Annotated in this window: 23 protein-coding genes; 10 read left to right on the top strand and 13 right to left on the bottom strand. The window is 69.5% G+C overall.

Annotation, left to right across the window (positions count from 1 at the left end; translation table 11 throughout):
- The first annotated feature begins 30 nt into the window (after positions 1 to 30).
- The 4 genes from ACZ6O0_RS32165 (at position 31) to ACZ6O0_RS32150 (ending at position 4,434) form a co-directional block, all read left to right on the top strand.
- On the top strand, positions 31 to 969 hold the full coding sequence (locus ACZ6O0_RS32165) for a beta-ketoacyl-ACP synthase III (protein WP_465768764.1): 939 nt from the start codon (positions 31 to 33) through the stop codon (positions 967 to 969).
- 219 nt (positions 970 to 1,188) lie between these two features.
- A complete protein-coding gene (disA, locus tag ACZ6O0_RS32160; protein ID WP_465768816.1) occupies positions 1,189 to 2,244 on the top strand; it encodes a DNA integrity scanning diadenylate cyclase DisA in 1,056 nt (351 codons plus the stop codon).
- A gap of 124 nt (positions 2,245 to 2,368) precedes the next feature.
- Positions 2,369 to 2,944 (top strand): PadR family transcriptional regulator, encoded by a 576-nt coding sequence (locus ACZ6O0_RS32155; RefSeq protein WP_465768763.1) that lies wholly within the window; start codon positions 2,369 to 2,371, stop codon positions 2,942 to 2,944.
- On the top strand, positions 2,920 to 4,434 hold the full coding sequence (locus tag ACZ6O0_RS32150; protein WP_465768762.1) for a DHA2 family efflux MFS transporter permease subunit: 1,515 nt from the start codon (positions 2,920 to 2,922) through the stop codon (positions 4,432 to 4,434). The genes ACZ6O0_RS32155 and ACZ6O0_RS32150 overlap by 25 nt, the downstream gene beginning before the upstream one ends.
- Here the strand turns inward: ACZ6O0_RS32150 and ACZ6O0_RS32145 are convergent.
- Positions 4,405 to 5,046 (bottom strand): hypothetical protein, encoded by a 642-nt coding sequence (locus ACZ6O0_RS32145; RefSeq protein ID WP_465768761.1) that lies wholly within the window; start codon positions 5,044 to 5,046, stop codon positions 4,405 to 4,407. The genes ACZ6O0_RS32150 and ACZ6O0_RS32145 overlap by 30 nt on opposite strands.
- Positions 5,047 to 5,215: 169 nt before the next feature.
- On the opposite strand from ACZ6O0_RS32145, the gene ACZ6O0_RS32140 reads away from it, so the two are divergent.
- Positions 5,216 to 6,097, top strand: a complete 882-nt coding sequence (locus ACZ6O0_RS32140) for an HhH-GPD family protein (RefSeq protein ID WP_465768760.1) — start codon at positions 5,216 to 5,218, stop codon at positions 6,095 to 6,097.
- 43 nt (positions 6,098 to 6,140) lie between these two features.
- Here the strand turns inward: ACZ6O0_RS32140 and ACZ6O0_RS32135 are convergent, their stop codons facing one another.
- The 6 genes from ACZ6O0_RS32135 to ACZ6O0_RS32110 all read right to left on the bottom strand — a co-directional run bounded on the left by ACZ6O0_RS32135 (position 6,141) and on the right by ACZ6O0_RS32110 (position 15,847).
- Positions 6,141 to 7,091 carry a DivIVA domain-containing protein gene (locus tag ACZ6O0_RS32135; protein ID WP_465768759.1) on the bottom strand — a complete coding sequence of 317 codons (951 nt, stop codon included), beginning with the start codon at positions 7,089 to 7,091 and terminating at the stop codon, positions 6,141 to 6,143.
- A 72-nt stretch (positions 7,092 to 7,163) separates the two neighbouring features.
- Positions 7,164 to 9,146 (bottom strand): kinetoplast-associated-like protein, encoded by a 1,983-nt coding sequence (locus ACZ6O0_RS32130; protein ID WP_465768758.1) that lies wholly within the window; start codon positions 9,144 to 9,146, stop codon positions 7,164 to 7,166.
- A gap of 405 nt (positions 9,147 to 9,551) precedes the next feature.
- The gene (locus ACZ6O0_RS32125; protein ID WP_465768757.1) at positions 9,552 to 12,089 is read right to left on the bottom strand and encodes an ATP-dependent Clp protease ATP-binding subunit; all 2,538 of its coding nucleotides are present in this window, start codon (positions 12,087 to 12,089) and stop codon (positions 9,552 to 9,554) included.
- A gap of 348 nt (positions 12,090 to 12,437) precedes the next feature.
- Positions 12,438 to 12,767 carry a histone-like nucleoid-structuring protein Lsr2 gene (locus ACZ6O0_RS32120; RefSeq protein ID WP_465768756.1) on the bottom strand — a complete coding sequence of 110 codons (330 nt, stop codon included), beginning with the start codon at positions 12,765 to 12,767 and terminating at the stop codon, positions 12,438 to 12,440.
- 320 nt (positions 12,768 to 13,087) lie between these two features.
- The gene (gene lysS / locus ACZ6O0_RS32115) at positions 13,088 to 14,608 is read right to left on the bottom strand and encodes a lysine--tRNA ligase (RefSeq protein ID WP_465768755.1); all 1,521 of its coding nucleotides are present in this window, start codon (positions 14,606 to 14,608) and stop codon (positions 13,088 to 13,090) included.
- Between the two features lie 9 nt (positions 14,609 to 14,617).
- Entirely contained in the window at positions 14,618 to 15,847 is a 1,230-nt protein-coding gene (locus ACZ6O0_RS32110) for an MFS transporter (RefSeq protein ID WP_465768754.1), read from the bottom strand.
- A 58-nt stretch (positions 15,848 to 15,905) separates the two neighbouring features.
- Here ACZ6O0_RS32110 and ACZ6O0_RS32105 point away from each other — a divergent pair, with 58 nt between their 5' ends.
- The 4 genes from ACZ6O0_RS32105 to ACZ6O0_RS32090 all read left to right on the top strand — a co-directional run bounded on the left by ACZ6O0_RS32105 (position 15,906) and on the right by ACZ6O0_RS32090 (position 18,552).
- A complete protein-coding gene (locus ACZ6O0_RS32105; RefSeq protein ID WP_465768753.1) occupies positions 15,906 to 16,484 on the top strand; it encodes a helix-turn-helix domain-containing protein in 579 nt (192 codons plus the stop codon).
- 73 nt (positions 16,485 to 16,557) lie between these two features.
- Positions 16,558 to 17,004 (top strand): NfeD family protein, encoded by a 447-nt coding sequence (locus tag ACZ6O0_RS32100; RefSeq protein WP_465768752.1) that lies wholly within the window; start codon positions 16,558 to 16,560, stop codon positions 17,002 to 17,004.
- Positions 16,992 to 17,852, top strand: a complete 861-nt coding sequence (locus tag ACZ6O0_RS32095; protein WP_465768751.1) for an SPFH domain-containing protein — start codon at positions 16,992 to 16,994, stop codon at positions 17,850 to 17,852. The genes ACZ6O0_RS32100 and ACZ6O0_RS32095 overlap by 13 nt, the downstream gene beginning before the upstream one ends.
- 46 nt (positions 17,853 to 17,898) lie before the next feature.
- A complete protein-coding gene (locus ACZ6O0_RS32090) occupies positions 17,899 to 18,552 on the top strand; it encodes a DedA family protein (protein ID WP_465768750.1) in 654 nt (217 codons plus the stop codon).
- Here ACZ6O0_RS32090 and ACZ6O0_RS32085 read toward each other — a convergent pair.
- The gene (locus ACZ6O0_RS32085; protein WP_465768749.1) at positions 18,538 to 19,836 is read right to left on the bottom strand and encodes a hypothetical protein; all 1,299 of its coding nucleotides are present in this window, start codon (positions 19,834 to 19,836) and stop codon (positions 18,538 to 18,540) included. The two genes, ACZ6O0_RS32090 and ACZ6O0_RS32085, sit on opposite strands and share 15 nt — an antisense overlap.
- A 135-nt stretch (positions 19,837 to 19,971) precedes the next feature.
- Here ACZ6O0_RS32085 and ACZ6O0_RS32080 point away from each other — a divergent pair, with 135 nt between their 5' ends.
- Positions 19,972 to 20,532, top strand: a complete 561-nt coding sequence (locus tag ACZ6O0_RS32080; RefSeq protein ID WP_465768748.1) for a carboxymuconolactone decarboxylase family protein — start codon at positions 19,972 to 19,974, stop codon at positions 20,530 to 20,532.
- Here ACZ6O0_RS32080 and ACZ6O0_RS32075 read toward each other — a convergent pair.
- The 5 genes from ACZ6O0_RS32075 to ACZ6O0_RS32055 all read right to left on the bottom strand — a co-directional run bounded on the left by ACZ6O0_RS32075 (position 20,520) and on the right by ACZ6O0_RS32055 (position 25,759).
- Positions 20,520 to 21,968 (bottom strand): multicopper oxidase family protein, encoded by a 1,449-nt coding sequence (locus ACZ6O0_RS32075; protein WP_465768747.1) that lies wholly within the window; start codon positions 21,966 to 21,968, stop codon positions 20,520 to 20,522. The two genes, ACZ6O0_RS32080 and ACZ6O0_RS32075, sit on opposite strands and share 13 nt — an antisense overlap.
- On the bottom strand, positions 21,969 to 22,403 hold the full coding sequence (locus tag ACZ6O0_RS32070) for a hypothetical protein (protein ID WP_465768746.1): 435 nt from the start codon (positions 22,401 to 22,403) through the stop codon (positions 21,969 to 21,971).
- 77 nt (positions 22,404 to 22,480) lie between these two features.
- Positions 22,481 to 23,245 (bottom strand): type III pantothenate kinase, encoded by a 765-nt coding sequence (locus ACZ6O0_RS32065; protein WP_465768745.1) that lies wholly within the window; start codon positions 23,243 to 23,245, stop codon positions 22,481 to 22,483.
- On the bottom strand, positions 23,245 to 24,099 hold the full coding sequence (gene nadC / locus ACZ6O0_RS32060) for a carboxylating nicotinate-nucleotide diphosphorylase (protein WP_465768744.1): 855 nt from the start codon (positions 24,097 to 24,099) through the stop codon (positions 23,245 to 23,247). Before nadC ends, ACZ6O0_RS32065 begins: the two co-directional genes overlap by 1 nt.
- Positions 24,092 to 25,759, bottom strand: a complete 1,668-nt coding sequence (locus ACZ6O0_RS32055; protein WP_465768743.1) for an L-aspartate oxidase — start codon at positions 25,757 to 25,759, stop codon at positions 24,092 to 24,094. Before ACZ6O0_RS32055 ends, nadC begins: the two co-directional genes overlap by 8 nt.
- Positions 25,760 to 25,776: the final 17 nt, after the last annotated feature.

Raw genomic sequence — 25,776 nt, 5'->3', positions numbered from 1 at the left:
CGTAACACCGGATGACTGCAGGAGCCCCAGATGACCGGATCCAGAGTTGTCGCGCTCGGCCACTACCAGCCGGAACGGGTGCTCACCAACGACGAGCTCGCGACCATGGTCGAGACCAACGACGAGTGGATCCAGAGCCGGGTCGGGATCCGGGAGCGCCGGATCGCGGCACCCGACGAGCAGGTCGACGAGATGGCCTGGCGGGCCGCCGACAAGGCGGTCGCGAACGCCGGCCTGGACAAGACCGAGATCGACTACGTCGTGGTCGCGACCTGTACGGCGATCGACCGGTCGCCGAACATCGCCGCCCGGGTCGCCGCCCGGATGGGCCTGGGCAGCCCGGCCGCGATCGACCTGAACACCGCGTGCTCCGGCTTCGCGTACGCACTGGCGACCGCCGACCAGGCGATCCGCGCCGGTGCTGCCTCGAAGGCGCTGGTGATCGGCGTGGAGAAGCTGAGCGACTGGACGGACTGGACCGACCGCACCACCTGCGTGCTGATCGGCGACGGCGCCGGCGCGGCCGTGGTGGTGGCCAGCGACGAGCCTGAGATCGGGCCGGTGGTTTGGGGCTCGGTTCCGGAGATGTCGGACGCGGTCCGGATCGAGGGCCGCGATGGTCCGTTCCAGCAGGAGGGGCTGAGCGTGTTCCGCTGGGCCACCACGCAGCTGCCGGAGATCGCGCAGCAGGTCTGCGAGAAGGCCGGCCTGAAGCCCGAGGAGCTCGGCGGCGTCGTCCTGCACCAGGCCAACCTGCGCATCATCGAGCCGCTCGCGAAGCGGCTCGGCGCGGTCAACGCGGTGGTCGCGAAGGACGTCGTCGAGTCCGGCAACACGTCCGCCGCGAGCATCCCGATCGCGCTGTCGAAACTGGTCGAGAAGCGCGAGATCCCGTCCGGCGCGCCGGTGCTGTTGTTCGGATTCGGCGGCGGTCTGTCGTACGCCGGTCAGGTCATCCGCTGCCCCTGACGCGGCAGGCGTCGTCCTGCGAACGATCCGATTCACGCGGGAAAGCGGCACTGCACGGACCGGATGCACGGGCGGTTGCACGCGCACGTGCAAGCGCGGGCGGGACCACACCCTCCGACCGACGCCGGGCGTGGGACTTGCGGCCGCTCGTCCGCTCGCGACCGCATAGACTCAGGTTCCGTGGCTCCGAATTCCGACAAGAACAGCACCGGCGCCCGGATGCGCGCGACCCTCGCGGCGGTGGCACCCGGGACCGAACTGCGCGAAGGCCTGGAACGGATCCTGCGCGGGCGCACCGGCGCCCTGCTGGTCCTGGGCCACGACAAGACCGTCGACTCGATCTCGACCGGCGGCTTCGAGATCGGCGTCGAGTTCACCGCGACCGGGCTGCGTGAGCTGAGCAAGATGGACGGCGCGATCGTCCTCGACCGCGACGCCACCCGGCTGATCCGGGCCGCCGTGCACCTGATGCCGGACCCGTCGATCCAGACCGACGAGACCGGCACCCGGCACCGCACCGCCGACCGGGTCGCCCGGCAGACCGGGTTCCCGGTCATCTCGGTGTCGCAGTCGATGCACATCATCGCGCTGTACGTCGACGACCAGCGGTACGTGCTGGAGGACTCCGGCGCGATCCTGTCCCGCGCCAACCAGGCACTCGCCACCCTCGAGCGGTACAAGCTGCGTCTCGACGAGGTGTCCGGCACGCTGTCCGCCCTCGAGATCGAGGACCTGGTCACCGTCCGGGACGTGGCCGCGGTCGCCCAGCGACTCGAGATGGTCCGCCGGATCGCCACCGAGATCGACGGGTACGTCGTCGAGCTCGGCACCGACGGCCGGCTGCTCACCCTGCAACTCAACGAGCTCGTCGCCGGTGTCGCCGGCGAACGCGAGCTCGTGGTCCGCGACTACCTGCCGCCGGCCGCGGGACGCCGGCCGAAGACGGCTGACGACGTACTGCTCGAGCTGGACGCGGTCAGCCCGACCGACCTGCTCGACATCGGTCAGGTCGCCCGCGCCCTGCAGCTCGGCGGCGCCGAGCAGCTCGACGCCGCGGTCACGCCGCGCGGCTACCGGCTGCTGGCCAAGGTGCCGCGGCTGCCGGGGGCCGTGATCGACCGGCTGATCGATCACTTCGGCCACCTGCAGAAGTTGCTCGCGGCAAGCATCGACGACCTGCAGACGGTCGAGGGCGTCGGCGAGAACCGGGCCCGCACGGTCCGCGAGGGCCTGTCCCGGCTGGCCGAGTCCAGCATCCTCGAGCGGTACGTCTGACCGCTGCCCCTTCACCACCCAGTGCCCCCGGCTCGTGATCGAGCTCCGGGGGCACTTGCCTTCGACGGCCGGCGCGAGTAATACTCCACGTGGAACATTTCGCGTGGAACAATCCAGGTGGAGGATGATGGCCGAGCTCACGCCGTTGGCGATTTCGGTCCTGGCGTTGCTGCACGAGAACCCGATGCACGCCTACGAGATGTACCAACTGCTGATCAGCCGCCAGAACAACCGGATGGTCAAGGTCCGGCCCGGTTCGCTCTACCACACGGTCGAGCGGCTGGCCGGACAGGAGTACGTCCGCGCGATCGGCACCGAGCGGGCCGGCAACCGCCCCGAACGCACGACGTACGAGATCACTCCGGCCGGTGCCGAGGCGCTGCGGCAGCGGGTGGAGAGCGGGATCGAGAAGTACGTCTACGAATACCCGCTGTTCCCGGTCGTCCTCAGCGAGGCGCACAACCTGACCGAGGAAGACGCCGTACTCCGGTTCCGCCGCCGGATCGCGGACCTGGACGACTGGCTGGCCGACCTGGACGAAGCGCTCGGCGGTGCCCGCGAGCGCGGCGTGCACGAGCCGTACTGGATCGGCGGCGCCTTCATCCGCCATCAGATCGCCGCCGAGCGCGACTGGCTCGCCACCACCATCGAACGGATCGAGAGCAAGGACCTGCCATGGCAACCCCCCAAGAACAAGTGAGGCCTCCGGAGGTGCGGCCGTGGCCCGCGCTGTGGGCACTCGTCGTCGGCTTCTTCATGATCCTGGTCGACTCGACGATCGTCTCGGTCGCGACCCCGGCGATCCTGACCCACCTCGGGACCGATGTCGGCAACGTCATCTGGGTGACCAGCGCCTACCTGCTCGCGTACGCCGTACCCCTACTGGTGACCGGGCGGCTGGGTGACCGGGTCGGTCCCAAGAAGGTCTATCTGACCGGACTGGCGCTGTTCACGCTCGCGTCGGTCTGGTGCGGATTCACCACCTCGATCGGCATGCTGATCGTGGCCCGGGTCTTCCAGGGTCTCGGCGCGTCGATGATGACGCCGCAGACGATGGCCGTGATCACCCGGATCTTCCCGCCGGACCAGCGCGGCAAGGCGATGAGCCTGTGGGGCGCGACCGCCGGCGTCGCGACGCTGGTCGGCCCGATCCTCGGCGGCGTGCTGGTCGACGGGCTGGGCTGGCAGTGGATCTTCTTCATCAACGCGCCGGTCGGCGTGATCGGCTTCGTCCTGGCGATGCGACTGGTGCCGGACCTCCCGACGCACCGGCACAAGTTCGACATCCCGGGTGTGGTGCTGAGCTCGTTCGGCCTGTTCTGTCTGGTGTTCGGCATCCAGGAAGGGCAGAAGTACGACTGGGGCACGATCAAGGGACCGATCTCGGTCTGGTCGCTGATCATCACCGGTCTGGTCGTGCTGGCGATCTTCGTCGTCTGGCAGTCCCTCAACCGCGGCGAACCGCTGCTGCCCCTGGGCCTGTTCAAGGACCGCAACTTCTCGCTGGCCAACACGGCGATCACCACGGTCGGTTTCGCGATCACCGCGATGACCTTCCCGCTGATGCTGTACGCGCAGTCGGTGCGCGGCCTGTCCCCGACCAAGTCGGCGCTGCTGCTGGTCCCGATGGCCGTCATCACCGGTGCGCTGTCGCCGTGGGTCGGCAGGCTGACCGACCGGACGCATCCGCGCTACCTCGCCGGTTTCGGGCTGGCGTGCTGCTCGGCCGCCTTGTTCTGGCTGAGCCAGGTGATCGAACCCGACGTACCGATCTGGCAGTTGCTGCTACCGATCGCGTTGCTGGGTGTGGCCAACGGTTTCATGTGGGCGCCGATCGGCAGTACGGCGACGCGCAACCTGCCACTGCACCAGGCCGGAGCCGGTGCCGGCGTCTACAACACGACCCGGCAGATCGGCGCGGTCCTCGGTAGCGCGGGCATCGCCGTACTGATGGAGTCCCGGCTGGCGCACAACCTGCCGGCCGTGGCGGGTGGCGCACCCGCGGGCGAAGCCAGCTTCGGCGGCAAGCTGCCGGAAGTGCTGCACCAGGGCTTCAGCGACTCGATGGCACAGGCGCTCATCCTGCCGGCGGTCGTCCTGCTGATCGGCCTGGTGGCCGCACTCCTGTTCGCCAAGCCGACGTACCTGCAGCAGCGGCCCTCAGATGACCTGGAAAGCCTGCGCGGCTGACGATCGCCCGTCGTAGACAGCCTTGACGACATAAGTTCCGGGCTTGGCTGCCGGTTGACCCGGTAGACAGCCAGGCCCGGAACGGTGTCCGTTCCACGGCACCGTGGTCGCGGCCTGCTTGCCCTTGGCAACTACCAGGGTGGCCCGCTGGATCGTCTGTGCACAGTGGGTCGTGGTCCAGATCAGGTCGTTGCCGGACATCACCGTGACCGTGAGCCTGTCGGGATCGACGGTCGCCTTGCACTCGTCGGAGACGGCCTGGAACTGGATCACGAAGTTCAGCACCGAGCCGGAGACGATCTTCCGGTTCGCCGGCAGTGCTTCGAGCTGGACGTCGGATCCGTCGCACTTCTGGTCGGCCGGAGGCGTCGGCTTGGTCGACTTCTTCTCCGTCGGCGTGGAGGTGGGAGTCGTCGTCGGCGTGGCCGGCGGGGCGCCGCTCGGGTTCTGCTGCGGGTCCGTCGCGGCCGAATTCTTGGCGTCGTCACCGCCACCGCTGAACAGCCGCGAGACCAGGAAGAACAGCAGCACTACTACCGCAAGTACCAGTCCCCGGCGGAACCAGTACACGCTGGCGGGCAGGTGCCCGACCGGACGGAGCAGGCTGCTCATGATCGCACCCTAATATCGGCTCTGTGCTCGACCAGTCAGGCTCGCCGCTCACCCCTGTGCTCATGCCGTGCCTCCGGCACGGCGGGTCAGGGGGCTTTGACTCCCGGCCTTCCCTCGTCGCTCCGGTCGCTACGCTCCCTGCGCTCCTCAGTCCAGGCCGGGAGGCCCCATGACCGGCGCAGCCGTCGCCCTGCACGGGCCGGTCCTGGAGTGGTACGCCGCCAACGCGCGCGTACTGCCGTGGCGGGAGCCGGACGCGGGCCCGTGGGCGGTGATGGTGAGCGAGTTCATGCTGCAGCAGACACCGGTCACCCGAGTGCTCCCGGCGTACGCCGCGTGGCTCGAGAGGTGGCCGAAGCCGGTGGACCTGGCTGTAGAGCCGCCAGGTGAGGCTGTGCGGGCCTGGGACCGGCTCGGCTACCCACGGCGCGCCCTGCGGCTTCACGCGGCGGCTCAGGCGATTGTGGAGCGTCATGGCGGTGAGGTGCCGGACGACCACGCCGCACTGCTCGCTCTGCCCGGTGTGGGCACGTACACGGCTGCCGCGATCGCGTCGTTCGCCTTCGGCCAGCGGCACGCGGTCGTGGACACCAATGTCCGCCGAGTGCTCGCCAGAGCCCTCACCGGCGTCGCCCAGCCCACCATCTCCCCCACTGCGGCCGACCAGCAGATTGCGGTGGCCGCACTGCCCGCCGACGAAGCGACAGCAGCCCGGTGGGCGGTTGCCTCCATGGAGCTGGGCGCACTGATCTGCACAGCGCGTACGCCGCGATGCGACGACTGCCCGATCCGCGGCCGATGCGCGTGGGTCCTGGCCGGCAGTCCGCCGTACGACGGTCCGCCGCGCAAGGGGCAGACGTATGAGGGGACCGATCGTCAGGTCCGCGGTCGCCTGCTGGCGGTGCTGCGCGCCGAGCGAGGCGCCGTACCCAGGAAGGACCTGGACGCCTGCTGGCCCGACCAGACCCAGCGCGAGCGCGCTCTGGACGGCCTGGTCGCCGATGGCTTGGTGGAGCCGCTGCCGCGCGGCCGCTACCGGTTGCCGAACTGAAGGGCCGGCCCGAGGATCCGGGCCGGCTTCAGGTGTTTCGGTGTCAGTTCTTCTTGCTGCCCGTGGTGGCTTCTTCGTCGTCGTCGGCCAGCAGGTCGAGCGGCATCGCCGGGCTGCCGGACAGCGTCGCCAGCATCTGGCGGACGTTGGTCAGCTGCGCGTTGATGCTGTCCCGGCGCTGGGTCGCGGCGGCGAGCTCACGCTCGGACTCGGCCCGGATCCGCTCCGCCTTGTCCTTCGCGGCGGCGACGATCTCCTGGGCCTGCCGGTTCGCGTCGGCCAGCTGCTGCTGGGCCAGGCGCTCGGCCTCGGAACGGGCCCGGTCGGCCTCGCGCTGCACCTGCGCGGCGCGGTCGGTGACGGCGGCCAGCTGCTGCTCGGCCAGCGCGGTCCGGGCGGCGAACTCCTGCTCGACCTTGCCCCGGCGCTCGGCCAGGGTGGTCTCGAAGGCGGCCGCGGCCTGGGCGGACTTGGCCCGCTCCTGCTCGTACAGCGCCTGGGCCTCGCTGCGGCGCGCGGTCGCGTCGCGCTCGGCCTCGTCACGCATGTCGTCGGCCTGCGTGCGCGCCTCCTCGAGGATGCGAGCCGCCTCCGCGTCGACCTCGCTCTTCCAGTCCAGGGAGTACTGCTCGGCCTCCTTGCGGACCTTCTTGGCGTGCGCCTCGGCGTCGGCGACGATCGCCTCGGCGTCGGTGCGGGCACGGGTGACCAGGTCACGGGCCTCGTCGTCGGCCAGCGACAGAATCTTCGCCACCCGCTCACCGAACTCGGTGAAGGTCGGGGTGCGGTCCTTGTTCTCCTCCTGGGCGGAGATGACGGCCGATTCCGCGGCGTCCGTGCGGCTCTGCAGCTCCTGAACATGCCGCTGCAGCTGCTCGGACTGCTGCTGCAGCGCGGTCAGCGAGGTGGTCAGCTCACGGATGTGCTGGTCCACCTGGGCAGGCTCGTAGCCACGCAGAACGGTGCGGAACGGGGTTGGGCTTTCACTGCTCATGTCTTCTGATGCTCACTTCGGTGGGTGGGTGGATCACACATTGTCACTGACAAGGATCTGACTGTCACGTCCTCATCCTGATTCCCCCGTGGAACCCTCGCTGGAGGACATTCCACCACCTGAGCGGAAGCCGGGTACAGCGAGTGCCTCGATCACACCCGAAAGCTGGGTGAGCTCCTTGGTGATCTCATCACGGCGCTGGTTCAGCGCCGCGACCCTCGCCTCGGCGTCGGCGAGAAGTTTTCGGGCCTGGGCACGCAGGTCGTCGGCGTGCTCGCGGGCCTGCGCCTCGATCTGCTGAGCCTCGGCGCGGGACTTGCGGATCAGGTCGTGCGACTGGCGCTGCGCCTCGGCCAGGTCGTTGGCCGCGCGCTCGCGCAGGACCTGGGTGCTGGCCTCGGCCTCGGCCTCGCGCCGGTTCGCCCGCTCGATGATCTCGCGGGCGTCGGACCCGGCCGCGGCCCGCAGCCGGTCGGCCCGGGCCTGCGCCTGGGCGGTGACCTTCTCGGCGTCGTGCTTGACCGCCGCCAGCGTCGCCTCGGCCTGTTCTGTTGCCGAGGTCAACGTCGTCTCCGCCAGCGCGGTCAGCTCCGCGTTCTCCCTGGCGATCGCTTCCTGGGTCTGCTTGAGCCGGCTGGTCGACCGGCCGACCACGCGGCGCAGGTGTGCCCGCTTGCGCCGGAGCAGCTCGGTCGCCTCGGCGGCGGCCTGGTCACGGATCGACTGCGCCTCGGACTCGGCCGCGGCGATCAGGTCGTCGACGGTCTTCCTGCTCCACAGCGTCTGCTGCTCGGCCTCGGCCATCGCCGTCTCGGCGGCCTGGTTCGCGTCCTCGATGATCCGATGGGCCTCGGCGGACGCGATCCGGCGGTCCGCTTCGATGCTGTCGACAACGAGTTTGGCCTGCGCCCGCGCGTCCGCCATCAGCCGCTCGTTGCCGGCCTCGGCCTCGGCCTTGCGCTCCGCGATCTCCGCGACCGCCTCGGCCCGGAGCCGGTCGACCTCGAGCGAGATCGACGCCATCTTGGCCCGCTCGGTCTCCTCGAGCTCCGCGGTCCGGCGCTGCAGCTCGGCCCGGTTCTCACCGCGCAACTGCTCGATCTCGGCGTGCGCCTCGGCGATCTCGATCCGGGACTTCTCCCGCGCGACCTCGACCTCGCGCTCGACCGCGGCCCGCAGCTCGCTCGCCTCGGTCTCGGCCCGGGCGATCAGGTCCGCCTCGTTGCGCACCGCCGCCTGGGAGACCAGCGCGGCCTGCTCGCCGGCATCGGCGACCAGCTGCTGCGCCTCACGGCCGGCCCGGTCGACCGTCTGCTGCGCCGACTCGCGAACCATCCGGGCCTCGTCGAGCAGCTCGTCGGCCTCGTCCTTCAGCCGGCCGGCCTCGGCCTCGGCGGCGGCGATCCGGCGATCCGCGGCGGCCTGCGAATCGGCCCGCAACCGGTCGGCGGAGGCCTGGCTCTCGGTCCGCAGCTTCTCGACCGCGGCCTCGGTGTCGGCCCGGCGCTTGGCGACCTCCTCGGCCACCGCGGCCCGGAGCTGCTCGGCCGCGGCCTCAGAATCGGCCTTCAGCCGCTCCGCGATCGCGATGGCCTCGGCCCGGACCCGCTCGGCCTCCGCGGTCGATTCGGCCTGGAGTCTGTGCGCCGCGTCGGCGGCATCACGCCGGACCCGCTCGGCTTCGGCGGTGGACTCGGCGCGGAGCCGCTCGGCGGTCTCCTCGGCTTCGGAGCTGACCCGCTCGGCCTCGGCCTCGGACTCGTTCCGGAGCTGCTCGGCGGCCCGCTCGGCGTCGTTCAGCAGGCGCTGCGCGGCGGACATCGCGTCGGACCGCAGCTTCTGCGCGGCGTCCTCGGCCTCGGCCCGGAGCTGCTCGGTCTCGGACCGGACCCGGTCGGCCTCGTCGCGGGCCAGATCGTTCTCGTACTCCGCCTGCTCGCGCAGGGTGTCGGCGATCCGCTGCGCCCGCTCGAGCACGCCGCCCGCTTGCCGCACGCCAAAGGAACCGGTGTCGGCGACCGGTTCCTGGGTCAAGGGCAGACGCGGAGCGTCCATGCGACGAGATGATTCCATCCCCGGCCCCCTTTCCGACAGTCCGGGTCCATCAGCGTGGTCACAGGGTTACAACGCGGTACTCGGGTGGGAAGCAACTTGCCTTTTCCTGCCGCGGCGAGATCCTCCCACCGAATCGAAGGCTCTGGCGGCCCGGGTCCGTATCGAAGAGATCACGCTCCGCAGGACGATACGACAACGAAGTCGCACCGCGTAACTCAAGCATGTCTCCCTGTACGCACACGGCCGCCGCAGTACCCGTGCAGCGGCCTGGACCGGTTCCTCCCCCACCTGCATTTCCCCCCGACCTCGCGAAGCCTACTTCGCCGCCGGGCGCCGTGGGGGCTCCGGCCCGAAAAAACAGCAGGCCCCGCGCGGTGCGCGGGGCCTGCTGGCGGTTGGTGCGGGTTACGAGTCCTGCAGACCCGAGCTGCCACCGGCCGCGAGGTCGGTCAGCTCCAGGTCGGGAGTCGTCGACTTCGGGTTGCCGGTGAAGGTGAAGTACTCGGTCACGCCGTCCTCGTTGACCGTGCCTTCGGGGGCGACGTCGACCAGGACGATCTGGCCGGGACGCAGCTCCCCGAACAGGATCTTCTCGGCCAGGATGTCCTCCACGTCGCGCTGCAGTGCGCGGCGCAGCGGGCGAGCACCCAGCACGGGGTCGAAGCCCCGCTTGGCGACCAGTTCCTTCGCCGCCGGCGTGAGCTCGATGCCCATGTCCTTGTCCTTCAGCCGCTCCTCCACCTGCGCGACCATCAGGTCGACGATCCGCACGATCGCCGCCATGTCGTGCTGGTGGAACACCACGATCTCGTCGACGCGGTTCAGGAACTCCGGGCGGAAGTGCTGCTTGAGCTCCTCCGTGACCTTCGCCTTCATCTTCTCGTACGAGCCGCCGGTGTCGCTGGCCTGGGAGAACCCGAGGCTGACCGCCTTGGCGATGTCCTTGGTGCCCAGGTTGGTGGTCATGATGATGACGGTGTTCTTGAAGTCGACCACGCGGCCCTGGGCGTCGGTCAGACGACCCTCGTCCAGGATCTGCAGCAGCGAGTTGAAGATGTCCGGGTGGGCCTTCTCGACCTCGTCGAACAGCACCACGGAGAACGGCTTGCGGCGGACCTTCTCGGTCAGCTGGCCGCCCTCTTCGTAGCCGACGTACCCGGGCGGTGAACCGAACAGCCGGGACGCGGTGTGCTTCTCGGAGTACTCCGACATGTCGAGGCTGATCAGCGCGTTCTCGTCGCCGAACAGGAACTCGGTCAGCGCCTTGGACAGCTCGGTCTTACCGACACCGGACGGGCCGGCGAAGATGAACGAGCCGCTCGGGCGACGCGGGTCCTTCAGGCCGGCGCGGGTCCGCCGGATCGAGCGGGACAGCGCCTTGACCGCGTCCTCCTGGCCGACGTACCGCTTGGCCAGCTCCTTCTCCATGTCGAGCAGCCGGGACGACTCCTCCTCGGTCAGCTTGAAGACGGGGATGCCGGTCGCGGTGCTCAGCACCTCGGCGATCAGCTCCTCGTCCACCTCGGCGACGACGTCCATGTCGCCGGCCTTCCACTGCTTCTCCCGCTCCGACTTGGCGTTGATCAGCTTCTTCTCGTCGTCGCGGAGACCGGCGGCGCGCTCGAAGTCCTGCGCGTCGATGGCCGACTCCTTCTCCCGGCGCACGGTCGCGATCCTCTCGTCGAACTCGCGCAGGTCCGGCGGAGCCGTCATCCGGCGGATCCGCAGCCGGGCCCCGGCCTCGTCGATCAGGTCGATCGCCTTGTCCGGCAGGAACCGGTCGGAGATGTACCGGTCGGCCATCTGCGCGGCGTTCACCAGCGCGGCGTCGGTGATGGTGACCCGGTGGTGGGCCTCGTAGCGGTCCCGCAGGCCCTTGAGGATCTCGATCGTGTGCGCGATCGAGGGCTCGGCCACCTGGATCGGCTGGAAGCGGCGCTCCAGCGCGGCGTCCTTCTCGACGTACTTGCGGTACTCGTCGAGGGTGGTGGCGCCGATGGTCTGCAGCTCGCCGCGGGCCAGCATCGGCTTCAGGATGCTCGCCGCGTCGATCGCGCCCTCGGCCGCGCCGGCGCCGACGAGGGTGTGGATCTCGTCGATGAACAGCACGATGTCGCCGCGGGTGCGGATCTCCTTGAGCACCTTCTTCAGGCGTTCCTCGAAGTCACCGCGGTAGCGCGAACCGGCCACCAGGGCGCCCAGGTCGAGGGAGTAGATCTGCTTGTCCTTCAGCGTCTCCGGGACGTCACCGCGGACGATCTGCTGGGCCAGACCCTCCACGATCGCGGTCTTGCCGACACCCGGCTCACCGATCAGGACAGGGTTGTTCTTGGTCCGCCGCGACAGCACCTGCATGACCCGCTCGATCTCGGTCTCGCGACCGATCACCGGGTCGAGCTTCGCCTCGCGCGCGGACTGGGTGTAGTTGCGGCCGAACTGGTCCAGCACCAGGGAGCTGCTGGGCGCACCCTCGGTGGGCGCACCGGCGCTCGACGGCTCCTTGCCCTGGTACCCGCTCAGCAGCTGGATGACCTGCTGGCGGACCTTGTTCAGGTCCGCGCCGAGCTTGACCAGGACCTGCGCGGCGACACCCTCACCCTCGCGGATGAGGCCGAGCAGGATGTGCTCGGTGCCGATGTAGTTGTGGCCCAGCTGCAGGGCCTCGCGCAGGGAGAGCTCCAGCACCTTCTTGGCGCGGGGGGTGAACGGGATGTGCCCGCTCGGTGCCTGCTGCCCCTGGCCGATGATCTCCTCGACCTGGGAGCGGACGGCCTCGAGCGAGATACCCAGGCTCTCGAGAGCCTTGGCGGCGACCCCTTCACCCTCGTGGATCAGGCCGAGCAGGATGTGCTCGGTCCCGATGTAGTTGTGGCTGAGCATCCTGGCCTCTTCCTGAGCCAGGACGACTACCCGACGGGCGCGGTCCGTAAATCGTTCAAACATCGCCAAAGCGCTCCTTGCCTCAGAGGAGTCGGACGTGCCGTGTAGGCCGACCCCCGTACATGCATGCTAGTCCCCGGCACCGACACGCTCGCTCTGGGCGAACACGCCATCACCGCTTCCGCGGCCGGCCGGGAGGCATCACAAGGGAACAACCCTGCTGAACTCCAGGGTGTTCCCGCCCGGGCCCGATCGGACAGCGTGTTCGCCACCAGCGAATTCACCGGACTACCTGCCCGGTCAGCTATCCGTCCCGGCCCGCCCGGCCGCGATCTGTCCACACTGTGAAACAACCGGAATGCGGACGGTCCCGGCACCCTCGAAGGGGCCGGGACCGGCGGTGCTGGGAAATTACTTGGCTTCGTTGTACGCCGCGCGCACCTCGGCGGAGATCCGGCCCCGCTCGCTCACGTCGTACCCGTTCTCCTTGGCCCAGGCCCGGATGTCGGCGGAGTCCGACGCCGACCGGCCACGGCCCCGGGACCGGCCCGCGGCACCGCGGCGACCGGACACCCGGCGCGCCGAGCCGACGTACCCGGCCAGGGCGTCACGCAGCTTGGCGGCGTTCTTCTTGGACAGGTCGATCTCGTACATCGTGCCGTCCAGCCCGAAGACCACGGTCTCGTCGGCCTTACCGCCGTCGAGATCGTCCTCGAGAACCACCTGCACCCTTTGTGCCATCGATGACAACCTTTCCGCGCCCGCCATCGGGCACAATCCCCCTGCCGAATTGTTAGCACCTGATTTGTACCGCACAAACCGGGTTCGTGTCATTCACCTCCGGGAATGTGCCGGAAAGATGTGACCAAATCCTCCGGATCAGGTGCGGGCGATCGACGCTGCGCATCCGAGGTCACCTTGAGTATTCACGCCGGTCCGGCCGGTGCAGAAACCGGCTGGACCAGAATCAAAAGGACCCCGGGAATTGCCGTGACCGTCCGTTGTGCTATGCAACGATCTCGGCAACGCCCGGGGCCGGGGTTTGGCCGGGTTAGCAGGAATCACTCCGGCCGGAGCAGCGGGAACAGAATCGTCTCCCGGATACCGGCCCCGGTGAACAGCATGATCAGCCGGTCCAGGCCCATCCCCATGCCGCCGGCCGGCGGCATGCCGAACTCCATCGCCCGGAGGAAGTCCTCGTCCAGCTCCATCGCCTCCGGGTCACCGGCGGCGGCCAGCATCGACTGCGCTACCAGGCGTTCACGCTGGATCACCGGGTCGTTCAGCTCCGAGTAGGCGGTGCCGAGCTCGACCCCGTTGATGATGATGTCCCAGGCCTCGACCAGGCCCGGAATTTCGCGGTGCGGCTTGGCCAGCGGCCGCACCGACTCCGGATAGTCGCGGACATAGGTGGGCTGGATCAGGGTGTGCTCGACCAGCTTCTCGTACAACTCCAGCGCGATCTCACCGGCATTCCAGCCCGGCTGCAGCTCGACGTCGTGCTGCTCGGCGAGCTTGGTCAGCGCGGCCGTGTCGGTGCTGAAGTCGACGGTCTCGCCGACCGCCTCGGAGACGAGTTCGAAAAGGGTCGCGTGCCGGAACGGCTGCTCCAGGTCGATGGTCGAACCGTCGCGCGCGGTGATCACGGTCCGGCCGATCGCCCGGCCGGCGTTCCGGATCAGCTCCTCGATGAGTTCGGCCATCGTGTCGTAATCGCCGTACGCCTGATAGGCCTCGATCATCGAGAATTCCGCGGCATGGGTGGAGTCCAGGCCCTCGTTGCGGAACGTGCGGCCGATCTCGTAGACCCGGTCGACGCCGCCGATCATGGCCCGCTTGAGATCGAGCTCGAGCGCGATCCGCAGCTTCATCTCCTGGTCGAACGCGTTCAGGTGGGTCGAGAACGGCCGGGCGGCCGCGCCGCCGTTGGTCAGCTGCAGCACCGGCGTCTCGACCTCGATGAAGCCGTGCTCGTCGTACGTCGACCGCAGCGACTTGAGGACGGCGGCCTTCGTCCTGACCATCTCCCGGGCCTCCGGGCGGACGATCAGGTCGACGTACCGGAGCCGGACCCGGGCCTCCTCGTTCAGCGGCTTGTGCTCATTCGGGAGCGGGCGCAGCGTCTTGGCGGCCATCTGCCAGCCTGTGGCCTGCACGGACAGCTCGCCGCGGCGACTCGTCACCACCTCGCCGTGGACGGACAGCAGGTCGCCGATGTCGACGAGTTGCTTGAACCGGGCCAGGCCCTCCTCGCCGAGGTCCGCCAGCGACAGCATCACCTGGAGCTCGGTCCCGTCACCCTCACGGAGCCGGACGAAGCACAGCTTCCCGGTGTTGCGCAGGAAGATCACCCGGCCGGTCACCGAGACCTGCTCACCGGTCCTGGTGTCGGGCTCGAGGTCCTGGCTGTCGTAGGTGGCCCGCAGGTCCTTCAGCAGGTGCGTCCGCGGCACCGAGATCGGGTAGGGCTGCTCACCTTCCGCCAGCAGGCGCTCACGCTTCTCCAGGCGGACCCGCATCTGCTCGGGCAGGTCGTCCTGCCCGCTGTCGGGGTTCACCGGGTCCACGTGTGCGTCAGTCATGCCTAAAGGCTAGTGACTGACTGCCTTCACCAACGAATCCTTTCCCGCCCGCACCCCACTCACCGTGAGCAGTACGCCGGCCACCAGAGCGGTCAGCACTCCCAGCACCCCGCCGCCGACGAAGGTGCCGCGCGGCCCGAGCACCGCACCGACGATCCCACCGAGCAGCAGCGCCAGAATGCTGAAGCAGCGGATCGTTCCGTTCATGGCGGCGTTCACCCGGCCGCGCAGGTGGTCGGCGGTCCTGGTCACGACCAGGGAGCTGACCGAGGCGTTCAGCATGCCGCTGCCGACGCCGATGGTCAGGGCGCCGAGGCCCAGCGTCACCACACCGGCGGCGACACCCATCAGCACGCTCGAGCCGCCGATCGTGGCCATCCCGGCCAGCACGGCCCTGGACCGGATCCGGTCGTCCCGCAGCCGGCCACTGCTCCACGCACCGACGATCGCACCCGCACCGGTGAGGGCTCCGACCAGACCGAAGGCTGTCGGGCCCAGTCCGATCTCGTCGGTGACCAGGAAGACCTCGACGACGTTCACAGCTTCCCCGACCACCACGAACACCCAGAGCGCCGGCAGCAGCACCCGCAGCAGGTCGTCACCGAAGATGCTCCGCAGACCGGCCATCAGACCACCGCTCTGCTCGACACTCCCCGGCTCCGGCCGCCGGCGCGTCCATACCAACTGGGCCACCACAGCAAGACCGACGAACGTCATGGCATCGACCAGCAGCGCACCCCGGTCCCCGGACCACCCGACCAGTACACCGCCCGCCGCGGAGCCGGCCAGCGTCGCCGCACCGATCAACGCCTGACTGGTCCCGGTGGTCCGCCCGACCAGGTCCTCCCCCACGATCCGCGGGATCAGCGCACCCCACGCAGGGCCGGCGACGGACTGCCCCAACTGCAACAGACAGACCAGCGCCACCGTCTCCACCAGTCCGTGACTGAAGGCAAGCCCCACACCCGCGACCGCCTGCACCATCGACGCCCACACCAGGACGGTGCGCGAGTCGTAGCTGTCCACGATCCGTCCCGCGAACGGGATCATCACGACGATCGGTACGGCGAACGCCAGCAGCAGGGCCGTGATCGCGGCCGGGCCGCCACCACTGTCGGAGACCCGCAGCATCAACGCGATCAGCGCGACCGAGTCGCCGGCGTAGGAGAGCGCACGAGCCGGCAGCACCAGGCGGATGTCGCGGAACGACCAGATCGAAGTCTGAAGGGTTTGCTTCATAGTTATGAAGTTAATGCTTCACATTTACTCCCGTCAAGGGCTTCGCTACGCTGACCTCGTGGCCGCGAAGAAGACCCGGAACAAGCGCGTGGTGATCAGCGATCCACGGGCGATCCGCGCCCTGGCCCATCCGGCCCGGCAGCGGATCATCGACGAGCTCTACAGCGGCCGCGTGCTGACGGCGACCGAGTGCGCCGAGCTGGCCGGCCTGACCCCGTCCGCGATCAGCTACCACCTGCGGGCGCTGGAGCGCTGGGGCATCGTCGAACGCGCCGAGGCGTCGGCGGACGGCCGGGAGCGCCCGTGGCGCGCGCTCGGCACCGGGCTGCAGATCGCGTCCCAGTCGGCCGAGTCCGGCCGGGTGGCGACCCACGCGATGATGCGGACCAACGTCGACCGGGTGCTGGAACAGTTCGAGGAATTGTCGGTCGACGACCCCTGGGAGGACCTCAGCTCGCTCGGCCGGAGCCGGCTGTGGCTGACCCGCGAGGAGACCGCGCAGCTCGTGAAGGACCTGAACGACGTGATCGACGGATTCCGCAAGGGCCGGACGGCGACGTCCCACCCGGCCGGCACCCGCTCGATCAGCACGCTGCTGGCCGTCGTGCCGACCGGCAAGCCGCCGCAAGATAGCTGAACCGTTAGCTACAGATCCGCGTATCCCGGAGTACCGTCGAAGCAGAGGTACTTTCCGCCGCTGGGTGGTCGCCATGCAGTCCTGGGTTCTGTGGTTGATCGTCGCCGGCATCCTCGGCGCCGCCGAGTTGATGACCGCGACCTTCGATCTGCTCCTGCTCGCCGTCGCCGCGCTGGCCGCGGCCGGGGTCGCCGGGCTGGGTCTCGGGATCGGGCTCCAGCTGCTCGCGTTCGCGGTCACCGCCGCCGCGATGGTCACGCTGGTCCGTCCGGTCGCCCGCCGGCACCTGATGGGACACCCCCAGCTGCGCACCGGCGTGGCCGCGCTGATCGGACGTGAGGCCGTCGTCCTGACTCCGTGCGGCCGCGAACCCGGCCGGGTCAAGATCGGCGGCGAGGAGTGGAGCGCCCGTTCGTACGACCCGGACCTGCTCATCCCCGCGGGCACCAGGGTCGACGTCTTCGCCATCGAGGGGGCTACCGCCCTCGTGCATCCTCAGGAGGATCCATGGCCGAACTGATCATCGGACTGGTCGTCGCCCTGCTCGCCATCGTGCTGGTCATCCGGACGGTCCGGATCGTGCCGCAGGCGCGGGCCAGCAACGTCGAACGTCTGGGCCGGTACCTGCGCACCCTCGAACCCGGGCTGAACATCCTCATCCCGTTCGTCGACCGGCCACGGCAACTGATCGACCTGCGCGAGCAGGTGATCTCGTTCGAGCCGCGCTCGGTGATCACCGAGGACAACCTGGTCGTCGACATCGACACGGTGCTGTATGTCCAGGTCACCGATCCCCGCGCGGCGGCGTACGAGATCGCCAACTTCGAGCAGGCGATCGAGCAGCTCACCGTCACCACACTGCGCAACGTGATCGGCAGCCTGGACCTGGAGAAGGTGCTGACCTCGCGCGAACACATCAACTCGCAACTGCGCGGCGTACTCGACGAGGCCTCGGGCAAATGGGGCATCCGGGTGAACCGGGTCGAGCTGAAGGCGATCGACCCGCCGCCGTCGATCAAGGAGTCGATGGAGAAGCAGATGCGGGCGGACCGGGAGAAGCGGGCCGCGATCCTCACCGCCGAGGGCCAGCGGCAGTCCCGGATCCTGACCGCGGAAGGCGACCGGCAGGCGGCGATCCTGCGGGCCGAGGGCCAGGCGAAGGCGATCGACACGGTGTTCGAGGCGATCCACCGCAACGACCCGGACCCGAAGCTGCTCGCCTACCAGTACCTGCAGATGCTCCCCGAGCTCGCCAAGGGCCCCGGGAACACGTTCTGGGTGATTCCCTCCGAGGTCACCGCGGCGCTACAGAACGTCAGCAAGGCGTTCAACGGAACCAGCCACAACCCTGAACTTCCCCCTGAATAGGCCACCGATCAGGTAAACGGTTGACCCGCGATGTCACTATGGGTGCATGGGGGAACCATGGCACGCGCTGGCGATCGTGATCCCGACCGGTGGGGTGGCGATCGTCGCGTATCTGGTGGTCGGACTCGTCATCGGCGTCGAGAGCATGGGAGTCCCGTTACCGGGTGAGACCACGCTGGTCGCGGCCGCGCTGCTCGCCTCGCAGGGGCACCTCAACATCGAGCTGGTGATCGCCGCCGCCGCGACCGGGGCGATCGTCGGCGACTCGATCGGCTACGTGATCGGCCGGAAGGCCGGTCGCGGCCTGTTCGAGCGGCTCGGCCGCCGGTTCCACCATTTCTCCGAGGACCGGATCGTCCGGGCCGAGAAGTACTTCCACAAGTACGGCGTCTGGACGGTGTTCTTCGGGCGCTTCGTCGCCCTGCTGCGGATCTTCGCCGGTCCGATGGCCGGCATGCTGCGGATGCACTACCCGCGGTTCCTGGCCGCGAACGCCGCCGGCGGTATCGCCTGGGCGACCACGATCGGCCTGGTGGCGTACAAGATCGGCGACAATGCGGACCAGATCTTCGGGCGCCTGTCGGTCTGGGCCCTGGCCGTGATCGCGGTGCTTGCAGTCGCGGCGTACGTCGTCCACCGGATCCGGCGCCGCCGCCACACGGCCCCGCCGGCACCGGAGCGCCAGTCAGCGGACGTGTAGCGCCAGCCCCGGCGTGGTGGTCCCGTTCATCGGCCGGCCGAGCATCATCGCGCCGGGGATCACGAACCGGTAGACGAAGTCGCCGGCCTGCCCGGCGACGAAGGTCAGCGACGTCTGGCCCTTGCGGATCGGCGTCGCCTTCAGGTTGGCCCACGTGCGGGTCTGCCGGTTCCACGCCTGCAGCATCGCGGTCGAGTTCATGGCCGGCTTGACCGTCGCGAACACCGTGACGCTCGAGCCGCGCTTCTTCGCCGTCTCCCCGCCGATGAACCCGGCCGTCGCGATCCGGACCACAGTGCGGGTGTACGCCGGCTTGTCCGTCGACGGACCGGTGATGATCCCGGCCTTGCTGTACGCCGGCACCGAGAGCTTGTACGGCCGGCTCGCCCCGGTCGGTACGGCGATGTTGTAGTGGCCACCGGCCGTCGTCGTACCCCGGGCCGCCGGGGTCCAGCGGGCGCCCGGAGTGACCTGGGTCAGCACCACCACGGGCACACCGGCCGGTGTCGCCCGCTGCTGCACGCAGGTCGTCTCCACCTCACAGGTGACCTGCTGCAGGACGACTCGCCCGCGGACCACGATCGGCACGCTGAACTGCGCCAGGGCGGGCACGGCCGAGTTGATCGAGCTGGTCAGCCCGAACACCTCCCCGCCCATCCGGGTGCTCCACTCGTTCTGGGTCCGGAGCTGGAAGACGTACGGCGGCTTGATGCTCTTGATCACCTGCCGCGTCGACGTGGTCGCCGGGCCGATCTCCCGCAACTGCTGCCCGGTCCGGCCGATCATCGGGACGTACCGCTGGGTGCGCGGGCCTTTCACGTCGAGCGGGTCGTTCGGGGTGAAGTCCTGCGGCGCCGCCGGCACCGACCACTTGATCAGCACGCCCCGGCCCAGCGGGGTCGCCCCGGCCGCGCTCGGGCGCACCGGGCCGTCGGTGTCGAACACTGCCGACCGGGCGAGCTTGCTGCTCACGCCGTCCTGGGACGTCCCGGTCGCGACCGCCACCTTGTAGTTCCCGTCCGGCGGGAACGCCGACGTCGGGATCTCCCAGCGGTTCGGGTCCCCGGCCGGGATGTACTTCACGTACGACGGGCTCTCGCTCAGCACACCCTCGATGGTGATCCGGTTCGGCGCGTTGTCGTCCTTCCACGTCACCACCACCGCCGGGCGCCCCTGCGGAGCCCAGGCCACGGCGACATCCGTGGGCATCGGGTCCGACGCGCAAGCGGTCAGCGCGGTCGCACCGACCACCACCGCCAGCGCCACGGCGAGCAACCGCCGCACTCGGACCACCTCGTCTCAGTTGCCTCACAACCGACCGGGTGAACCATACCCAGTTCGGGGCGCCCACCCTGAGGGGCCGTTGCCGAATCGGTACGGCGCTTCTACCGTGAAGGAGCCACAAGGGGGGAAACCAGCATGGCATTCATCGACACACCGAAGGACCCGGAGTTCTTCGAGCAGAACCGCGCACCGGCCGGGCACGTGCCCAACTTCGTCACCACGTTCGCGGCGCGACAGACCGTGTACGACGCGTGGAAGCAGCTCAACGGCGCGATCAAGGAGTCCATGGACCTGCGCCGGTACGAGCTCGCCACCCTGGCCGCCGCCACCGCGCTGAAATCGAGCTACTGCTCCCTCGCGCACGGGCAGGTGCTGGCCGACAAGTACTACACGGCCGAAGAGGTCGCCGCCCTGGTCACCGAGCCACCCGTCGACCCGGTCGACCGGGCGGTCATGGCCTTCGCCCGGAAGGTCGCCCTGGCGGCCGACACCGTGACCCAGACGGACGTGGACGAGCTGAAGGCCGTCGGCCTGTCCGACGACGACGTTCTCGACGTCGTCCTGGCCGCCGCCGCGCGCGCCTTCTTCTCGAAGACGCTCGAGGCGACCGGCACTCCACCGGACACCGCCTTCAACAACCTGCCGGAAACCCTCCGTACGGCGCTCACCGTCGGGCGCCCGATTCACTCGGGCTGATTGTCCGGTCCGCCGCCCAGGTGGAAGTTCGTGGTGACGCCGGTGTACATCAGGTGGGTGACCAGGCCCTGAGCCGCGTGCGGCAGGTTGTGGCAGTGGTCCATCCAGATCCCTGGGTTGTCCGCCACGAACGCCACCTCGTACGTCTCGTCGTCCTCGACGTTCAGCGAGTCCGTCCACCAGGGACTGCCGGCCGCGGCCACCCCGTTGCGACTCAGGACGACGACGTGGTGGCCGTGCAGGTGCATCGGATGGACCTGGCCGGACGTGTTCTTGATCGTCATCCGGACCACATCGCCCTCGGTGACCACGAACATCGGCACGTCCGGGTACTGGTGCCCGTTGATCGTCCACCACAGCCCCGGCTTGCCGTCGAAGAACCCGATCCGCCGGCCGATGTTGTACTGGAACACCCGCGTCGCCTTCACCGGATCGAAGGGCAGCGCCTTCGGTGCGCCGTAGCTCAACAGGTCGACGTGATCCCGGGGTTGGGCGCCGGTCGGCGCGTTGCCGTCCCCGATCACCAGCGTCGTCGGCCCACCGCCCAGACCGATCCGGACCGCCGACCCTTGCGGCATCGTCACCTCGAGGTCGATCCGGCCGCCCGCGGTGACCAGCACGCCCTTGCCGCTCACCTCCGGCGGTGCGTTCACGTCGGTCCCGTCCACCGCGACCACCTGGTACGGCGCTCCGTCGACCCAGGCCGCCATCGGTCCGTTGTCGGTGTTGATCAGCCGCACCCGGACCGTCGGACCCGGTGCCGCCACCCGGCGTTCGCCGTACGCCCCGTTGACCGTTCGCACCTTGTCGTAGGTGTGGACGGCGGCGATCACGTCGGTGGGCGTGGGCTGGACGATCAGTACGCCGTACAGCCCGTTCTTCACCTGCTCGTGGGAGACCTGGTGGGAGTGGTACCAGTACGTGCCGGCGTCCTTCGCGACGAAGCGGTAGACGAACGACTTCCCGACGCCGACCGCGTCCTGGGTGACTCCGGCGACCCCGTCCTCGGCCGCCGGTACGTCGACGCCGTGCCAGTGCAGCGTGATTCCGTCGGGCACGGACTCGTTGTGCAGGGTCACCTGGATCAGATCGCCTTGTTTTGCGACGATCCGCGGTCCGGGCGACGTGTGGTTCAGGGTGTAGCCGTCCATCGGCCCGCGCCCGGGGATGTCGAATTTCTCCTTGCGGGCCACGAGATCCACCGACACGTCGGCAGGACCGGACGGACCTTTGAGCGTACTGACGTCGACCCCGTGGTGCGCGTGCTCCGACGTCGGTCCGCCGCCGAAGTCGGAGTACCCCATCGCCATCGGCGACAGGTCGTTCGGCACCAGGCTGCGTTGCCAGAAGAAGCCGATCGGTGCCAGCACGACGACGGTCGCGAGGATCGCGATCAGCAGCCTGCGGTGCCCGTCGAGTTTGGTTGCCAAAGGCATCTAGACGGTGGTGGTGGGCTCAGTGACCGCCACCGGTGCGGCCGCCGCTGCCCGGCGGGCCGCCAGACTCGCGACCGCGGCCACGGCGAACGCGTTCAGACCGTGCAGCAGCCCCACCACGGGTGCGCCGAACGACACGAACGCGAGCGCGATCTGCAGCGCGACCAGGCCGACGACGTACAGCGCCCACTTGATCCCGCCCGGCACCTTCGCGAAGAACGACACGACCAGCAGCAACAGCGCGAGCAGGGGGATCACCATCATCCCGAACTGGCCGTGCAGCATGTGCCCGGTGTTGCCGTCGTAGTTCTTGTCGATCACCAGACCGTCGTCCAGGTCCTTGATCGCCGTGAACCAGGCGAGGGCGATGAACATCGCCTGCAGAACAACGCCGATCGCAATGAGACCGGCCAGTACCCGATAAGTAGCTCTCATGATCTCCCCCCACGTAAGCTGCCTTCATGGTGATGCAGGTCACCTGAGGGCACAAGAGCTTCTGCCCGATCAGGCAGCTATTGGTGGTTGCGGGCGAAGGCGTGCTGCAGACCGTGCAGGGTGAGCAACGGCTCGTGACGGATCGGCGCGGACAGTTCGCCGGCGAGCAGCGGAGCGAGCGCGCCGGTCAGCACCACCGGAGTGTCAGGATCCAGTGACTGTTCGCTCCGGATCCGCTGCACCAGTCCGTCGACCAGGGCGGCGAAGCCGTGGATCGCACCGGATTGCAGGGCTTCGACGGTGTTCTTGGCAACGACCGTCCGCGGCCGGACCAGCTCGACCCGGCGCAACTGGGCCGCCGCGTTGCCGAGCGCATCGGTCGCGGTCTCGATGCCGGGGGCAATCACTCCGCCGATGAAGGCACCGGACGGGTTGACCACGTCGATGGTGATCGCCGTACCGACGTCGACGACCAGGCAGGGAGCGCCGTACCGGTGGACCGCCGCGAGCGCGTTGGCGATCCGGTCGGTGCCGACCTCGCGCGGGTTGTCCACCAGCACCGGCAGCCCGGTCTTCACGCCCGGCTCGACCACAACGCTCGGCACGTCCTGGTAGTACCGCGCGACCACGTCCCGTAACTCGTGCAGCACATGCGGTACGGCGGAACACACCGCGATCCCGGCCACCGGGGACTCGCCGGCCAGCAGCCCCTGCAACAGCACGGCCCACTCGTCCGCGGTCCGGCGCGGGTCCGTGCCGACCCACCAGTGCCGCTTGACCGTGCCCTCGAACACCAGGCCCACCAAGGTCCTGGTGTTCTCGACGGCGACGGCTAGCAGCATCAGGCTTCCTGGAGATCCAGGGCGATGTCGAGCACCGGCGCGGAGTGCGTGAGCGCCCCGACCGCGAGGTAGTCGACGCCCGTCTCGGCGACCGCCCGGGCCCGATCGAGCGTCAGCCCGCCGGAGGCCTCCAACCGTGCCCGCCCGGCCACCTTCTCGACCGCTTCGGCCAGCACCGGGATGTCCATGTTGTCCAGCAGGATAAGGTCGGCGCCGGACTCCAGCGCGATCAGCGCGTCGTCGACCGAGTCCACCTCGACCTCGACCGCGATGTCCGGGTACGCCTTCCGGACCAGCCGGAACGCCTCGGCGACACCGCCTGCCGCGATCACGTGGTTGTCCTTGATCAGCGCCGCGTCGGACAGGCCCATCCGGTGGTTCTTGCCGCCACCGCAGCGGACGGCGTACTTCTCCAGTGACCGGAGCAGCGGCATAGTCTTGCGGGTGTCGCGAATCACCGCGCCGGTGCCCTCGACCGCGTCCACCCACCGCCGGGTCAGGGTCGCAACGCCGGACAGGTGGCACAGCAGGTTGAGCGTCGTCCGCTCGGCGGTCAGCAGCTGGCGGGTCTTGCCGCGGATCGTCATCAGGACGTCGCCCTGATGCACCGTGGCACCGTCGCGGACGGAGTACTCGAGCTCGACCTCGTCCGGGGAGGCGACCTGCCGGATCACCAGCTCGGCGATCTCCAGGCCGGCCACCACGCCGTCGGCCCGGGCGACCAGCTCGGCGACGGAGATCTGGTCCGGGTCGACCGTGGCGGTCGTGGTGACGTCGACGCCCCCGGCCAGGTCCTCCTCGATCGTGGCCCGCACGAGGTCACCGACCCACTGCCGGTCGACGGTCTCATCCATGCTGGTGGTTCTCCTCGGATTCGTGCGGGACGAACGTCGTCGTCGGTCTCGCGGTCTCGCCCTCGGACGGGAGGGTCAGGTCCAGATTGCCCGACCACCGAGCGTCGTCGCGATCCGGGTGGTCCTCACGCCAGTGTGAGCCGCGGCTCTCCTCGCGCGCGGTCGCGGCGGCGATCAGCGCGGAGGCCACCGTGACCAGGTTGGTCGCCTCCCAGCCCGGCGTACCGGGCTCGTCGGCGGGCTGCTCGATCAGTTTGCCGAGAGTGGCGCCCGCCTCCGACAGTCCGGCCGCACTGCGGATCACACCGGCCCCGACCGTCATCACCCGTTGCAGCTCGGGTACGACGTCCGCGTCGACCAGACCGGGGACCCGGGTGTCTTCGCCCGGCTCGCGCTGCGCGGGCAGACCGTTCGCCAGGTGAGCGGCGATCCGGCGGGCGAAGACGAGCCCTTCGAGCAGGGAGTTCGAGGCGAGGCGGTTGGCGCCGTGCACGCCGGTGCAGGCGACCTCGCCGCAGGCGTACAGCCCGGGCACGGAGGTCTGTCCGTTCAGGTCGGTCCACACGCCGCCGGACGAGTAGTGGCAGGCCGGTGCGACCGGGATCAGCTCGCGGACCGGGTCGATACCGTGCGAGCGGCAGGACGCGAGGATGGTCGGGAACCGCACCCGCCACTTCTCGTCGCCGAAGTGGCGCGCGTCCAGGTAGACGTGATCCTTGCCGGTGGCAAGCATCTGCCGCATGATCGCCTTCGCCACGATGTCGCGCGGGGCGAGGTCGGCCAGCTCGTGCTGACCCTGCATGAACCGGTTGCCCTCGTGGTCGACCAGGAACGCGCCTTCGCCGCGGACGGCCTCGGACACCAACGGCTGCTGGCCTTTCGCGCTCTTGCCCAGCCAGAGCACGGTCGGGTGGAACTGCACGAACTCCAGGTCGCGCACCTTGGCACCGGCGCGCAACGCCAGCGCCATGCCGTCGCCCGTCGACACGCTCGGGTTCGTGGTGGCGGCGTACAGCTGGCCGATACCGCCGGAGGCGAGGATCACCGCGCGGCTGCGGATCGCGCCGACGCCGTCGAGCTGGCCCTCGCCCATCACGTGCAGTGTGACGCCGGCGACCGTACCGTCCGCGGCGGTCAGCAGGTCGATGACCAGCGCGTGCTCGATCAGGCGGATGTCGTCGGCCCGCTTCACCGCGGCGACGAGTGCGCGCTCGATCTCCGCGCCGGTGGCGTCCCCGCCCGCGTGCGCGATCCGGTTGCGGTGGTGCCCGCCTTCACGTCCCAGCGACAGATCACCGTCGGCCAAGGTGTCGAACCGCGCGCCCAGGTCGATCAGGTCCCGGACGGCGTCCGGGCCTTCCGTCACCAGCACGCGGACGGCCTCCGGGTCGCTGAGCCCGGCGCCCGCGACCAAGGTGTCCTGCAGATGCTCCTCGGGCGAGTCTTCCGGATCCAGGGCGGCAGCGATCCCGCCCTGGGCCCATTGGGTCGAGCCCGAGGCGACGACATCCTTCGTCACCACCAGCACGGAGCCCAGCTCACGGGCCTTCAGGGCGGCGGTCAGCCCGGCGATGCCGGACCCGATCACCACCACGTCGACAGTGTCGGTCCAGCCGGGCTCGGGCGCGGCCAACCGTTGCGGGACTGCTGGAGCGGTCATCCCGCGACGGTATCAAT

It is taken from the genome of Kribbella sp. NPDC048837 (genome assembly GCF_055586945.1).
This window is presented reverse-complemented; position numbering and strand designations above follow the sequence as displayed.

What these genes read in the sequence shown, in the direction of transcription:
- ACZ6O0_RS32125 (WP_465768757.1), bottom strand. Translation starts at nt 12,089, where the DNA reads ATGTTTGAACGATTTACGGACCGCGCCCGTCGGGTAGTCGTCCTGGCT.
- ACZ6O0_RS32100 (WP_465768752.1), top strand. Translation starts at nt 16,558, where the DNA reads ATGCAGTCCTGGGTTCTGTGGTTGATCGTCGCCGGCATCCTCGGCGCC.
- ACZ6O0_RS32130 (WP_465768758.1), bottom strand. Translation starts at nt 9,146, where the DNA reads ATGGACGCTCCGCGTCTGCCCTTGACCCAGGAACCGGTCGCCGACACC.
- ACZ6O0_RS32070 (WP_465768746.1), bottom strand. Translation starts at nt 22,403, where the DNA reads ATGAGAGCTACTTATCGGGTACTGGCCGGTCTCATTGCGATCGGCGTT.
- ACZ6O0_RS32110 (WP_465768754.1), bottom strand. Translation starts at nt 15,847, where the DNA reads ATGAAGCAAACCCTTCAGACTTCGATCTGGTCGTTCCGCGACATCCGC.
- ACZ6O0_RS32090 (WP_465768750.1), top strand. Translation starts at nt 17,899, where the DNA reads ATGGGGGAACCATGGCACGCGCTGGCGATCGTGATCCCGACCGGTGGG.
- ACZ6O0_RS32135 (WP_465768759.1), bottom strand. Translation starts at nt 7,091, where the DNA reads ATGAGCAGTGAAAGCCCAACCCCGTTCCGCACCGTTCTGCGTGGCTAC.
- nadC (WP_465768744.1), bottom strand. Translation starts at nt 24,099, where the DNA reads ATGGATGAGACCGTCGACCGGCAGTGGGTCGGTGACCTCGTGCGGGCC.
- ACZ6O0_RS32155 (WP_465768763.1), top strand. Translation starts at nt 2,369, where the DNA reads ATGATGGCCGAGCTCACGCCGTTGGCGATTTCGGTCCTGGCGTTGCTG.
- ACZ6O0_RS32165 (WP_465768764.1), top strand. Translation starts at nt 31, where the DNA reads ATGACCGGATCCAGAGTTGTCGCGCTCGGCCACTACCAGCCGGAACGG.
- ACZ6O0_RS32075 (WP_465768747.1), bottom strand. Translation starts at nt 21,968, where the DNA reads ATGCCTTTGGCAACCAAACTCGACGGGCACCGCAGGCTGCTGATCGCG.
- ACZ6O0_RS32095 (WP_465768751.1), top strand. Translation starts at nt 16,992, where the DNA reads ATGGCCGAACTGATCATCGGACTGGTCGTCGCCCTGCTCGCCATCGTG.
- ACZ6O0_RS32150 (WP_465768762.1), top strand. Translation starts at nt 2,920, where the DNA reads ATGGCAACCCCCCAAGAACAAGTGAGGCCTCCGGAGGTGCGGCCGTGG.
- disA (WP_465768816.1), top strand. Translation starts at nt 1,189, where the DNA reads ATGCGCGCGACCCTCGCGGCGGTGGCACCCGGGACCGAACTGCGCGAA.
- ACZ6O0_RS32080 (WP_465768748.1), top strand. Translation starts at nt 19,972, where the DNA reads ATGGCATTCATCGACACACCGAAGGACCCGGAGTTCTTCGAGCAGAAC.
- ACZ6O0_RS32065 (WP_465768745.1), bottom strand. Translation starts at nt 23,245, where the DNA reads ATGCTGCTAGCCGTCGCCGTCGAGAACACCAGGACCTTGGTGGGCCTG.
- ACZ6O0_RS32055 (WP_465768743.1), bottom strand. Translation starts at nt 25,759, where the DNA reads ATGACCGCTCCAGCAGTCCCGCAACGGTTGGCCGCGCCCGAGCCCGGC.
- ACZ6O0_RS32145 (WP_465768761.1), bottom strand. Translation starts at nt 5,046, where the DNA reads ATGAGCAGCCTGCTCCGTCCGGTCGGGCACCTGCCCGCCAGCGTGTAC.
- ACZ6O0_RS32140 (WP_465768760.1), top strand. Translation starts at nt 5,216, where the DNA reads ATGACCGGCGCAGCCGTCGCCCTGCACGGGCCGGTCCTGGAGTGGTAC.
- ACZ6O0_RS32120 (WP_465768756.1), bottom strand. Translation starts at nt 12,767, where the DNA reads ATGGCACAAAGGGTGCAGGTGGTTCTCGAGGACGATCTCGACGGCGGT.
- lysS (WP_465768755.1), bottom strand. Translation starts at nt 14,608, where the DNA reads ATGACTGACGCACACGTGGACCCGGTGAACCCCGACAGCGGGCAGGAC.